Genomic DNA, 12,732 nt, shown 5'->3' on the forward strand with positions numbered 1-12,732 from the left:
GTCATGACCGCCGCTGAAGGCACGGCCGCCCGCTTCGGAGGCGACCCCGCGATCCGCCGGGAGATCCTCGGCACCAACCTCGACGCGCTCACCATGGACCAGGTCGTCGCCCGCTGCGTCGCGGCGGTCGGCGAGGAGCGCAGGCTGACGATCGGCGTGGTCAACGCCGCCAAGATCGTCAACATGCGCTCCGACGACCTCCTCAGGCAGTCCGTCGTCGACTGCGACCTGGTCCTCGCCGACGGCCAGTCCGTGGTGTGGGCGTCCGGGCTGCTCGGCCACCGGCTGCCCGAGCGGGTCGCGGGCATCGACCTGTTCACCGAGCTGCTCGCCGAGGGCGAGCGGCGCGGGCACCGGGTCTACCTGCTCGGCGCGACCCCGGAGGTCCTGGAGCGCACGGTCGCCGAGATCCGCCGCCGCCACCCCGCCCTCGCCGTCGCCGGATCGCGCGACGGCTACTTCACCGACGACGAGTCCGAGCGCGTCGCCGCCGAGATCGCCGACTCCAAGGCCGATCTGCTCTTCCTCGGCATCACCTCGCCGAAGAAGGAGATCTTCGTCAAGCGCTGGGGCGCGGCCACCGGGGCCTCGGTCATCCACGGGGTCGGAGGCTCCTTCGACATCCTGGCCGGGCACACCAGGCGGGCTCCGGCCCGCTGGCAGCGGCTCGGCCTCGAATGGTTCTACCGCCTGCTCCAGGAGCCGATGCGGCTCGGCCCGCGCTACCTCAAGACCAACGCGCGTTTCCTGCTCATGGTGGCCGCCGCCCGCCTTGGACGCCGCCGTCCATGAACGCAAGGACCCGCTGGATCGTCCTCACCGTCGCGACGCTCGTCCTGGCGGCCTCCGCGACGGCCTACCTCGTCTTCGCCACGGACCGCGCCGTGCGGACGGAGGCGGCCGCCGCGCTGCCCAAGGGGGAGATGACGCTGTCCGGGGAGGGGCTGCTCACCCTCGACGGCAGGGGGACGCTGACCAGGCAGGCGGGCGGGAGCCGTACCACGCTCGACCGGACCTGCGCCCGCTTCCACGCCGCCGTCTCGACCGCGGTGTGCATGATCACCGACATGGGGGCCAGGACCCGCTACTACGCGACCGTGCTCGACGGCTCGCTCCGCGAGACCCGCAGGGTCGAGGTGCCCGGGGTGCCCAGCAGGGCCAGGGTCTCGCCGAGCGGCAACATGGTCTCCTGGACGGTCTTCGTCTCCGGAGACTCCTACCTCAGCTCCGGCCTGTCCACCAGGACGGGGATCCTGGACACCAGGACCGGCAGGACGGTCCCCAGCTTGGAGGAGTTCGCCCTCTACCGGGACGGCAGGCGCGACACCTCGCCCGACCACAACTACTGGGGCGTCACCTTCACCGGCGACGACGACCACTTCTACGTGACGGTCTCGACCAAGGGCGAGTTCTACCTCGCCCGGGGCTCCTACGCCGCCCGCCGCGTCGACACCGTACGGCGCGGCGTCGAGTGCCCCTCCCTGTCCCCCGACCAGACGCGCGTCGCCTACAAGAAACGGACCGGCGACGCCTCCAGCCCGTGGCGGGTCCACGTGCTGGACCTGGCCTCGGGCAGGGACACCGCGCTCGCCGAGGACCACAGCGTCGACGACCAGGTGGCCTGGCTGGACGACGGCGCCGTCATGTACGCCCGGCTCGCCGGTGAACGCAGCGACGTGTGGACGGTCCCCGCGGACGGGACCGGAACGCCGAGGAAGCTGCTCGAAGATGCCTTCTCACCCGTATCCCTTGGGAGGACAAAGTGACCCGGAGCCGCCGGATCGCCCTGCTGGGCGCCGACGCCGACTTCGTTGCGGAAATGGCAGACCTCTCCGTCCGGGGGCTGCCGCCCGGATACGTCGACGGAGAGTTCGTCTTCACCCGCAGGGGAAGCAAGGCCGCCGACGGATCCTGGCGGGCCCTCCCCGAGGGCCGCAGCGTCCGCTACACCGCCATCGTCGCGCTCGGCCTGGCCACCCTCACCGCCTCGGAGCCCGCCCGCGTCCGTGAGGCCCTCGCGGGCGACGAGCTGTCCACCCTGGTCGGGCGGCTCGTCGAACGGCTTCCCGGCATCACGGGAGTCGGCGACGTCGCCCTGATCTGCTGGGCCGCCGCCGAGACCGGGCACGAGGGCCTGCCCGAGGCGATCCGCCGCCTGGCCGAGGTGGACGGGCGCGACGCCGCCGCCGAGATCGCGACCGTCGAGGCGTCGTGGGCGGTCGCGGGACTGGCCGCCGCGCGCGACGCGGGGGCGGACGTGGCGGAGCACTACGAGCGCGCCCGCGCCCGGCTGCTGGCCGGGATCGGCGCGGGCGGCCTCTACCCGCACGTGCTCGGCACCACCTCGCCCTGGTACCGCGGGCACGTCGGCTGCTTCGCCGACCAGGTCTACCCGATCCAGGCGCTGGCCAGGGCGGGGGACGCCGACGCGGTCGCCGTGGCCGACCGGGTCGCCGCGGGCATCTGCGCCGCGCAGGGCGAGGCCGGGCAGTGGTGGTGGCACTACGACTCCAGGACCGGCGCCGTCGTCGAGGGCTACCCGGTCTACAGCGTCCACCAGCTCGCCATGGCGCCGATGGCGCTGCTCGACCTCGCGGACGCCGGAGGCAGGCTCTGGCTGGACGAGATCGTCCTCGGCCTGCGCTGGATGCACGAGCGCCCCGAGACCGACGAGGCCATGGTCATCCCCGAGCTGGACCTGACCTGGCGGAAGGCGGCCAGGGAGGACCCGAAGAAGATCGTGCGAGGAGCCAGGGCCGCGGCGACCCGCCTGCGGGCGGGAGCCAGGCTCGGCGTCCTCGACCGGGTCTACCCGCCGGTGGCGGTCGACCGGGAGTGCAGGCCGTACGAGCTGGGCTGGCTGCTGTACGCCTGGCTGTACGGCGGAGCCTGATGGACCTGTCCGTAGTCGTCGTCACCTACCACTCCAAGGACTACGTCGGCGGCTGCCTCGACGCGCTGGCCGAGGCGACCAAGGGGCTGGAGGCCGAGGTCGTCGTCGTCGACAACGCCTCCTCCGACGGGACCGCGGAGACGGTGCGCTCCCTCGCGCCGTGGGCCAGGGTCGTCGCCAGGGACGTCAACGACGGCTTCGCCGGCGGCTGCCACGCGGGCGCCGACGTCGCCACGGGCCGCCACCTGCTCTTCCTCAACCCCGACGCGATCGTGTCCGCCGACACGCTGACCACGCTGCTGGAGTACGCCGGGCGTCACCCGGAGGCCGGCATCGTCGGCGGCCGTCAGGTGACCGAGAGCGGCGGGAGCGACCCGCGCTCCTGGTGGAACCGGCCCGACCTGTGGTCGGCGATCTGCTTCGCGGTCGGGCTCAGCACGGTCTTCCCCGGCAACCGCCTCTTCGACAGGGAGCCGCCGCGCGCCTGGTCCGGCGACCCCGAGGAGGAGTTCCCCGTGCCGGTGGTGAGCGGCGCGATGATGCTGGTCGAACGGAGGCTCTGGGACCGCCTCGGCGGGTTCGACCGCGCCTTCTTCATGTACGGCGAGGACGCGGACCTGTGCCTGCGCGCGGCGAAGGCGGGCTACCGGCCGAGGGTCACCGCCGCGGCCGTCTACCTCCACCCCGGCGGGATGTCCTCCAGCAGCGCGCGCAAGCTCCTGCTGCTGTTCACCGGCAAGGTCAGCGTGGTCCGCAGGCACTTCCCCCCGGGGCTGCGCCGGATCGGCGCGGGCCTGCTGCTGTTCGGGGTGTGGCTGCGGGCGACGATGGGCCGCTGGGTGGGCGGCCTGGACGCCGAACGGAGGGGCCGCCGCAGTGTGGGCGGTCAGGAGTGGTCTCAACTGTGGGCTGATCGCGCGAAGTGGCGCGCGGGTTGGAAAGGATCGCAATGACATCCATCGGACTTGCGGTGGTCGGGGCCGGCTACTGGGGCCCGAACCTGGTCCGCAACGCCCAGGCGGTGCCCGCGCTCGACCTGCGCTGGCTCTGCGACCTGGACGCGGCGCGGGCCGCCGCGGTGCTGGGCCGCTACACCACGGTCCGGGCGACCACCTCCTACGCGGAGGTGCTCGCCGACCCGGCGGTGCACGCGGTGGCCATCGCGACCCCGGCCGCCACCCACTTCGACCTGGCCCGCGCCGCCCTCGAGGCGGGCAAGCACGTCCTGGTCGAGAAGCCGCTGACCGCGACCCGCGCCGAGGGCGAGAAGCTGGTTGAGCTGGCCCGGGAGCAGGACCGGATCCTGATGTGCGACCACACCTTCTGCTACACCCCCGTCGTCAGGAGGATCCGCGAGCTGGTGCGCGGCGGGGAGGTCGGCGACATCCGGTTCGTCGACTCGGTCCGGATCAACCTGGGGCTGGTCCAGCCCGACGTGGACGTGCTGTGGGACCTCGCGCCGCACGACCTGTCCATCCTGGACTTCGTGCTGCCCGAGGACGTCCGCCCCGTCGCCGTCGCCGCCCACGCCAGCGACCCGATGGGCACCGGCAAGGCGTGCCTGGCCTACCTGACCGTCTGGCTGTCCAGCGGGGCCATGGCGCACGTCCACGTCAACTGGCTCAGCCCCACCAAGATCCGCACCACGGTGATCGGGGGCTCCCGCCGTACGATCGTCTGGGACGACGTCAACCCGGCCCAGCGCCTGGCGGTCTACGACAGGGGCGTCGAGGTCGAGGCGCTCGGCCCCGACGAGCGGCGTCAGAAGCTCATCTCCTACCGGACCGGCGACGTGCTGGTCCCCGCGCTTCCCGAGCAGGAGGCGCTGCGCAACATGATGACCGAGTTCGCCGACGCGATCACCGAGGGCCGGGCTCCGGTCACCGACGGGGCGGCCGGCGTGCGGGTGCTGACCCTGCTGGAGGCCGTCTCCCGCAGCCTGGAACTTGGAGGCATACGAGTGGAGGTCGAGGCGTGAAGCCCATCCCCCTGGTCGATCTGGCCGCCGCGCACGCCGAGGTGGCGGAGGAGGTCCGTGAGGGCTTCGAGCGGATCCTGGCGACCACCGCGTTCGTCAAGGGCGCGGAGGTGACCGCCTTCGAGAACGAGTACGCGGAGTTCTCCGGCGTCGCCCACTGCGTCGGGGTGGCCAACGGCACCGACGCGATCGAGCTGGCCCTGCGCGCGGCGGGGATCGGCGCGGGCGACGAGGTGGTGCTGCCCGCGAACACCTTCGTGGCGAGCGCGGAGGCGGTGATCAGGGCGGGCGCGCGGCCGGTCCTGGTCGACGTGGACGACGACTTCCTGCTGATGGACCCGGCGCGGCTGCCGGACGCGATCGGCCCCGCCACGGCCGCGCTGCTCCCCGTCCACCTGTACGGCCAGCTCGCCCCGATGGCCCCGATCCTCGACGTCGCGGGGCGTTCAGGCCTGACGGTCGTGGAGGACGCGGCGCAGAGCCAGGGCGCGCTGCAGGACGGCAGGGCCTCGGGCGCGCACGGACTGCTGGCTGCCACCAGCTTCTACCCGGGCAAGAACCTCGGCGCGTACGGCGACGCGGGCGCGGTCACCACCGGCTCGGCCGAGCTGGCCAGGGCGGTGCGGCTGCTCGGCGACCACGGCAGCGAGCGCAAGTACGAGCACGTGTCCTTCGGGGTCAACTCCCGCATGGACGGGCTCCAGGCCGTCGTGCTCAGGGCCAAGCTGCGCAGGCTCGCCGACGCCAACGCCCGCCGCCGCGAGGCCGCCGAGCGCTACGCCCGGCTGCTGGCGGACGTGCCCGGGGTCAGGCTCCCGGCCGTCGCCCCGGGCAACGAGCACGTCTGGCACCTGTACGTGGTGCGCGTCGAAGGCCGTGACGAGGTGATCGCGCGCATGCAGGAGCTGGGCGTGCACGCGGGCATCCACTACCCGGTGCCGGTCCACCTCCAGCCCGCATTCGGCGGCCTGGGGCACGGCCAGGGGGACTTCCCGGTGACCGAGCGGGCGGCGGCGGAGATCCTCTCGCTGCCGATCTACCCGCAGATCACGCCGGAGCAGCAGGAACGCGTCGTGGAGGCGCTGACGAAGGCGTTGTGACCCCTCCCGGTGGCCCCTCCCGGTGATCTCGCCTCCCGGCGCGGGGTCACCGGCCGGTCAGTGAGAGGGGCGGTGCGTCCCGGACGGTCCCTCGCCTGTCTCCGCGTCCTCGCGCGGGGTCATCCCCGGCTGCTCTCGTCACGCAGCCAGGTGGTGAAGTCCCCGGACCGCACCGCCCTGCGGGCGCGCGCCCTGGCGGCGAGCGTCACGGCGAGGAAGAGGACCAGGTGCGGGGCGAGCCACGGCGCGCTCCGCACCACGCCCAGCAGGTCCCCGACCGAGGTACGGCCCCCGCCCTGCCCGCCTGCGCCCTGCCCGCTCGCGTTCTGCCCGTCGGCGGTCCATCCGTCTCCCGCCTGCCCGCCCTCGGCCCGCTCGCCGTCCGTCGCCGTCCCGGGAGCCCGCGCGCCCGTCCGCGTGCCCTCGAGCTCGGCGACGCTGGTCACCGCGCGAACCCTGCGGCGCATCAGGTCGCCGAACGTCCTGGGCGGGTGCACCACGACGGCCACGTTTCGCACCACCATCCGCTCCGCGGGGGCGAAGGCGTTCGAGGCGGCCAGGTCGTCCGCCATCACCTGGGGCAGCGCGTTCAGCCTGGCGTTGCCCTCCGCGCTCACCGCGATCACCCCCCGGCCGAACAGCCCCGCCCGCACCTCGGGCAGCCGGGTCCAGACGGCGTAGTACCACCGGACCGGCCAGGCGCTGCCCGCGAGGGCCAGGCTCCGTTCCGGGGCGGCGGCGTGCACCCCCGGCTTCTCCAGCTCGGCGCGGAGCGCCCTGATCCCGGCCGTGCCGATCTCCACGTCGGCGTCCAGGTAGATCCGGGGGAAGGCCGTCACCGCCTCGTCCCCGAGCCGCAGGGCGTGCCGCTTCGACGGGACGGGGGAGTCGAGCACCTGGACGGCGTCGCCGTACCGGCGGGCGACGGCGACGGTGTCGTCGGTGCAGCCGTTGGCCACGACCACGATCTCGAATTCGCCGGGAGCGGCCTCCGCGAGCAGGGCGTCCAGCAGTCTCGGCAGGACCTTCGCCTCGTTGTGCGCGGGAATGACGATACTTGCGGCGGTTGGGCTCACAACGTTGGAGTATGGTCCCCCGAGGTTACCGCTGCCACCGAGACCGCGCATTCCGGAGGACACCGTGTCGCAAGCCCGCATCCACCCCAGCGCCGACGTCGATCCCGAGGCGGTCGTCGGCCCCGGCACCTCCGTGTGGCACCTCGCGCAGATCCGGGAGAAGGCCGTGCTCGGCGGTGACTGCGTCATCGGCAGAGGCGCCTACGTCGGCCCCGGCGTCAGGATCGGCGACCGGGTCAAGCTGCAGAACCACGCCCTGGTCTACGAGCCCGCGGTGCTGGAGGACGAGGTCTTCGTCGGGCCCGCCGTGGTGCTCACCAACGACCTCTACCCGCGCTCCGCGGACGTCGACGGAGCGCTCAAGCGGGACGGCGACTGGCACGCGGAGGGGGTCGTGGTACGGCGCGGCGCCTCGCTCGGCGCCCGCTCCGTCGTCGTCGCGGGGCGGTCGATCGGACGCCACGCCCTGGTGGCCGCCGGAGCGGTGGTCACCAAGGACGTTCCCGACTTCGCGCTCGTCGCGGGGACCCCCGCCCGCAGGATCGGCTGGGTCGGCCGGGCGGGTGTGCCGTTGCGGCAGGTCAGCGAGGGGGAGTGGCGCTGCCCGCAGACAGGTGAGGAGTATCTGGAACACGAGGGCGAACTCACCGAAAAAACCCCGGGGGGTAAGTAAACGTTCTGATCATCTCTGGCGTCCCACGTGTGATTCAGAAGTTGAGTATCTCGTGGGTCTCGCGTGCGCATCGTCCGCAGGGGGCTATGGCCGCCGCGCATCATGAGCTCCCGACGAGCTCCCGTGAAAGGTGCTGTTATGCGGGCGCTGCGTCTGTTGGGAACCTGGTTGGTCGCCGTCGCCGTCGCGACGACGACGGTCCTCGCCCCCACAGCCTCCTCGGCCTCGGCCAGGAACGTCGATCCGTGCGGTCCCGGCGGCAATCCCATCGTCTGCGAGAACGGCAAGACCGGCTCGCCGCGATCGGAGTGGGACCGCAACCTCACCCGGGGCGACACGATCGAGGGGTTCGCCACCGAGATCAGCGTCAACCTCGGGGAGACCGTCAGATTCAAGATCAGGACACCGGCGACCGGGTACCGGCTCGACATCTACCGGATGGGCTACTACAACGGCGACGGCGCGCGCAAGGTCGACACGGTCCTGCCGTCCGCGACCCTGCCGCAGACCCAGCCCCCCTGCCCGACCGACGCGAACACCGGCCTGATCGAGTGCGGGGGCTGGGCCGAGTCCGCCTCTTGGCACGTTCCGGCGGACTTCGTGTCCGGCGTCTACTTCGCCCACCTGGTCAGGACCGACGAGGGCGAGGACGGCGACGACAACCACATCGTGTTCGTGGTCCGCGACGACGCCAGCCACTCCCAGATGCTCTTCCAGACCTCCGACACCACCTGGCAGGCCTACAACGACTGGGGCGGCAACAGCACCTACGGCGGCAACAGCGCCATCGCGCCAGGGCGCGCGGTGAAGGTGAGCTACAACCGTCCGTTCGCCACCAGGACCGGCACCCCGTGGGGCCGTGACTTCGTCTTCGCCAACGAGTACCCGATGATCCGCTTCCTGGAGGCGAACGGCTACCCGGTCAGCTACACCAGCGGCGTCGACACCGACCGCAGGGGCAACCTGCTGGCCAACCACCAGGTGTTCCTCTCGGTCGGCCACGACGAGTACTGGTCGAAGCAGCAGCGGCTCAACGTCGAGGCGGCCAGGGACGCGGGCATGCACCTGGCCTTCTTCAGCGGCAACGAGGTCTTCTGGAAGATCCGCTGGGAGAACAGCACGGACGGGGCGGGCACGCCGTACCGGACCCTGGTCGTCTACAAGGAGACCAAGGCCAACAACAAGATCGACCCGTCCTCCCAGTGGACCGGCACCTGGCGTGACCCCCGCTTCAGCCCGCCCGCGGACGGCGGCAACCCGGAGAACTCCCTCACCGGCCAGTTCTGGACGGTCAACTGCTGCTCCAACGACATGAAGGTGCCCCCGGCCGACGGCAGGATGCGGCTCTGGCGGGGCACCCAGGTGGCGGCCAACAGCGCCGCGAACCAGACCACGACGCTGCCCGAGGGCGTGCTCGGCTACGAGTGGGACGAGGACCCCGACAACGGCCACCGGCCCGACGGGCTGTTCCGGATGTCCACGACCACCCACATCGTGCCGCAGAAGATCCAGGACTTCGGGTCGACCGTCGCGCAGGACGAGGCGACCCACCACCTGACCATGTACAGGGCGCCCAGCGGCGCGCTGGTCTTCGGCGCCGGAACCGTGCAGTGGTCGTGGGGCCTCGACGACAACCACGACGCCTACGACACCGTCCCGACCGACCCGAGCATGCGTCAGGCGACCGTCAACCTGCTGGCCGACATGGGCGTGCAGCCCGGCTCCCTGCAGGGCGGGCTGACCGCCGCGACCGCCTCGGCCGACACCGTCGCGCCCACCGCGACGATCACCGCCCCCGCCGCGGGGGCCGCGCTGAACAACGGCGACACCGTGACGATCCAGGGGACCGCCGCCGACACCGGCGGCGGCAGGGTCGCCGGGGTCGAGGTCTCGACCGACGGCGCGACCTGGCACCCGGCGACCGGCAGGGAGAGCTGGACCTACACCTGGCGGGTCTCCGGCCAGGGCAACGTGACGATCAGGGTCAGGGCCGTCGACGACAACGGCAGGCTGAACGGGACCCCGACCACCCGCGCCGTCAGCGTCTCCTGCCCGTGCGGCCTGTTCGCCGAGGACTTCGTCCCGAAGAACGCCGCCGACGTGTCGAAGGTCCCGCACGAGCTGGGCGTGAGGTTCACCTCGACCACCTCGGGCTGGATCTCCGGCGTGCAGTTCTACAAGGGGACCGGCAACACCGGCAACACCGTCAGCCTCTGGGACGCGACCTCGGGCGACCGGCTGGCCACCGCCTCCCTCGACGCCGCCAACCCGGTCCCCGACGGCTGGGTCACCGTCGACTTCTACGAGCCGGTCCAGATCGCGGCGAACACCGCCTACGTCGCCTCCTACTACGCCCCCAACGGACGCTTCGCCACCGACCCCGAGTGGTTCCAGTACAAGGCCACCGTGAACGGGCCGCTGACCGGTCCGCGCAACGCGGCGAACGTCCCCAACGGGGTCTACCTCAAGAGCGAGTCCGGCTTCCCCAGCCAGACCTACAACGGCGCCTCCTACGGCGTCGACGTCAGCTTCAGCCTGGTCAAGCCGCCGGACGTGCGGGCTCCCCGGCCGCTGTCGTCGACCCCGTTCACCGGCGCGTCGAGCATCCCGGTGACGGCCAAGCCCACGATCACCTTCAACGAGCAGGTGAACTCGGCCCAGGTCGTCGTCAAGGACGCCTCGCAGATGACGGTCGCCGGGACCGCGGCCATGGACGCGGCGGGCAAGGTCCTCACCTTCACCCCGAACGCGCCGCTGTCCCCCGGTGTGCTCTACACCGTCAGCGTCAGCGGGGCCAAGGACGCCGCGAACAACGTGATGACCGCCTACAGCTACTCCTTCACCACCGCCAAGGCGTCGACGGCGGGCGTCTGCCCGTGCAGCCTCTGGGCGGACGACGTCCAGCCCCCGATCATGGGGGTCGAGGACGGCACCGCGGTCGCCGGTGACGGCGTCGAGCTGGGCATGAGGTTTACGCCGACCAAGAACGGCTTCATCACCGGCATGCGGTTCTTCAAGTCGAGGAACAACAAGGGCGCGCACGTCGGCGCGATCTGGAACGCGGCGAACAACAAGATCGGAGAGCTGACCTTCCAGGGGGAGAGCACCGAGGGCTGGCAGGAGGCCAGCTTCAGCGGCCCGATCCAGGTGGTCGCCAACCAGGTCTACACGGTCGGCTACCACACCACGACCGGCTGGTACTCCGCGCACTACAGCGGTTTCGTCAACCCGGTGACCCGCGGCCCGCTGCGCGCCCTGGCCCACGACCCGGGGAACGGGGGCAACGGCGTCTACTCCTACGGCGCCCACCAGCGCCCGACGACGGGCAAGGGGACGAACTACTTCGTCGACGTGGTCTACATGCCCGAGCCCGACACCACGCCCCCCGACCCCTCGGGCACCCCGGGGAACAACGCGACCAACGTGCCGGTGTCGGCGAAGCCGGTCGTCACCTTCGACGAGCCGGTCGCGCCCGGCTCGCCCCAGGTCCAGGTCACCGGCCCCGGCGGCGCCGTCACGGGCGCCGTGCAGCTCGACGCGCAGCGCAAGGTGCTGACCTTCACCCCGGCCGCGGCGCTCGCCGCCGCGACCGTCTACCAGGTGACGGTGAGCGGCGCGGTCGACGACTCGGGCAACGTGATGGCGGCGCCGAAGTCGTGGTCGTTCACCACCTCCGGTCTCACCGCGTGCCCGTGCACGCTCTGGGCCAGCGACGCGGCCCCCGCCGTGCCCGCCATCAACGAGACGGCGGCGGTCAACGTCGGCACGAAGTTCACCGTGACCACCTCCGGCTACATCGGCGGACTGCGGTTCTACCAGGGGCCGGGCAACACCGGGACGCACAAGGGCTCGCTGTGGAAGGAGAACGGCGAGCTGCTCAGCAGCGCGACGTTCGTCGACACGGGATCGACCGACCCGTGGAAGACGATCACCTTCCCCGGGGCGGTCGCCGTCCAGCCGGGCACGACCTACATCGTCTCCTACCACGCGCCGAACGGCGGCTACGCGCTCAACAGCGGCTACTTCACCGCCGCCGCGACGCCGATGGTCAACGGGCCGCTGAGCGCGTCGGTCTCGGCCGGGGTCTACGCCTACGGAAGCTGGCAGATGCCCGACCGGACCTACGGCGGGTCCAACTACTGGGTCGACCCGGTCTTCGTCACCTCGCCCGGGACCGACACGATCCCGCCCGGCGTCAACAACACCGACCCGCTGGACGGCGAGTCGAGCGTGCCGCTCGGGTTCGCCCCCAAGGTGACGTTCAACGAGGACGTCCAGCCGTCGACGCTGGGCCTGACGCTGACCGCGGGGAACACGCCGATCCAGGGAACCGTGTCCTACGACGCGCCCACCAGGACCGCGACCTTCACGCCCGGCTCGCCGCTCCCGGCGAACACGCCGATCACCGTGAAGGCCGAGGGCGTCAAGGACCTCGCGGGCAACACCATGCCGACCGAGCAGCTGACGTTCACCACCGCCAAGGCCGTCGGCGCGGGCTGCCCGTGCTCCGTCTGGTCCGACGCCGCCCGCCCCGTGCTGCGGGCCAACAGCGACACCCTGCCGGTCGAGGTCGGGATGAAGTTCCGCTCCGACGTCTCCGGGTGGGTCACCGGGGTCCGCTTCTACAAGGGACCCGGCAACACCGGCACCCACCTGGGCAGGCTCTGGAAGGCCGACGGCAGCCAGATGGCCACCGGCACCTTCCAGGGAGAGACGACCGCGGGCTGGCAGGAGCTTGTCTTCCCCATCCCGCAGCAGATCGACGCCAACACCACCTACGTCGTCTCCTACTACGCGCCCAACGGCCGCTACGCCTCGACGGGCGGAGCGTTCGCGAGCGCGGGAGTCGACACCCCGCCGCTGCACGCCCTGCAGGCCGGGATCGACGGACCCAACGGGGTTTACCGATATGGGGCCGGTGGTGGGTTTCCAAATGGCAACAGCACCGCGAATTACTGGGTCGACGTCGTATTCACTACACAATCACCGTGAAAGGGCAGATAGTGGCTAGC

9 protein-coding genes are annotated in these 12,732 nt (G+C 71.9%); 8 read left to right on the top strand and 1 reads right to left on the bottom strand.

Annotated elements, in window-relative coordinates; genetic code table 11:
- Positions 1-3: 3 nt before the first annotated feature.
- Genes PKF00_RS37985 through PKF00_RS38010 form a run of 6 tightly spaced genes read left to right on the top strand, consistent with a single transcriptional unit; the run spans position 4 to position 5,971 of the window.
- Positions 4-792 (top strand): WecB/TagA/CpsF family glycosyltransferase, encoded by a 789-nt coding sequence (locus PKF00_RS37985; RefSeq protein ID WP_271222584.1) that lies wholly within the window; start codon positions 4-6, stop codon positions 790-792.
- Complete coding sequence (locus tag PKF00_RS37990) at positions 789-1,766, top strand: TolB family protein (protein WP_271222585.1); 978 nt, start codon at positions 789-791, stop codon at positions 1,764-1,766. Before PKF00_RS37985 ends, PKF00_RS37990 begins: the two co-directional genes overlap by 4 nt.
- The gene (locus tag PKF00_RS37995) at positions 1,763-2,893 is read left to right on the top strand and encodes a hypothetical protein (protein ID WP_271222586.1); all 1,131 of its coding nucleotides are present in this window, start codon (positions 1,763-1,765) and stop codon (positions 2,891-2,893) included. The genes PKF00_RS37990 and PKF00_RS37995 overlap by 4 nt, the downstream gene beginning before the upstream one ends.
- On the top strand, positions 2,893-3,846 hold the full coding sequence (locus tag PKF00_RS38000) for a glycosyltransferase family 2 protein (RefSeq protein ID WP_271222587.1): 954 nt from the start codon (positions 2,893-2,895) through the stop codon (positions 3,844-3,846). Before PKF00_RS37995 ends, PKF00_RS38000 begins: the two co-directional genes overlap by 1 nt.
- The gene (locus PKF00_RS38005) at positions 3,843-4,871 is read left to right on the top strand and encodes a Gfo/Idh/MocA family protein (protein ID WP_271222588.1); all 1,029 of its coding nucleotides are present in this window, start codon (positions 3,843-3,845) and stop codon (positions 4,869-4,871) included. The genes PKF00_RS38000 and PKF00_RS38005 overlap by 4 nt, the downstream gene beginning before the upstream one ends.
- Entirely contained in the window at positions 4,868-5,971 is a 1,104-nt protein-coding gene (locus tag PKF00_RS38010; RefSeq protein WP_271222589.1) for a DegT/DnrJ/EryC1/StrS family aminotransferase, read from the top strand. Before PKF00_RS38005 ends, PKF00_RS38010 begins: the two co-directional genes overlap by 4 nt.
- 119 nt (positions 5,972-6,090) lie before the next feature.
- Here the strand turns inward: PKF00_RS38010 and PKF00_RS38015 are convergent, their stop codons facing one another.
- Positions 6,091-7,047, bottom strand: a complete 957-nt coding sequence (locus PKF00_RS38015; RefSeq protein ID WP_271222590.1) for a glycosyltransferase — start codon at positions 7,045-7,047, stop codon at positions 6,091-6,093.
- A gap of 64 nt (positions 7,048-7,111) precedes the next feature.
- On the opposite strand from PKF00_RS38015, the gene PKF00_RS38020 reads away from it, so the two are divergent.
- Positions 7,112-7,720: an acyltransferase gene (locus tag PKF00_RS38020; RefSeq protein WP_271222591.1), complete on the top strand. Its 609-nt coding sequence runs from the start codon at positions 7,112-7,114 to the stop codon at positions 7,718-7,720.
- A gap of 138 nt (positions 7,721-7,858) precedes the next feature.
- A complete protein-coding gene (locus PKF00_RS38025; RefSeq protein WP_271222592.1) occupies positions 7,859-12,712 on the top strand; it encodes a DUF4082 domain-containing protein in 4,854 nt (1,617 codons plus the stop codon).
- Positions 12,713-12,732 lie beyond the last annotated feature (20 nt).

The sequence above is a fragment of the Streptosporangium carneum genome (assembly GCF_027922005.1).
Lineage (GTDB): Bacteria > Actinomycetota > Actinomycetes > Streptosporangiales > Streptosporangiaceae > Streptosporangium > Streptosporangium carneum.

Bases quoted from the DNA above. Each gene is read 5' to 3' on its own strand.
- PKF00_RS37990 (WP_271222585.1), top strand. From the start codon at position 789: ATGAACGCAAGGACCCGCTGGATCGTCCTCACCGTCGCGACGCTCGTC.
- PKF00_RS38005 (WP_271222588.1), top strand. From the start codon at position 3,843: ATGACATCCATCGGACTTGCGGTGGTCGGGGCCGGCTACTGGGGCCCG.
- PKF00_RS38000 (WP_271222587.1), top strand. From the start codon at position 2,893: ATGGACCTGTCCGTAGTCGTCGTCACCTACCACTCCAAGGACTACGTC.
- PKF00_RS38025 (WP_271222592.1), top strand. From the start codon at position 7,859: ATGCGGGCGCTGCGTCTGTTGGGAACCTGGTTGGTCGCCGTCGCCGTC.
- PKF00_RS37985 (WP_271222584.1), top strand. From the start codon at position 4: ATGACCGCCGCTGAAGGCACGGCCGCCCGCTTCGGAGGCGACCCCGCG.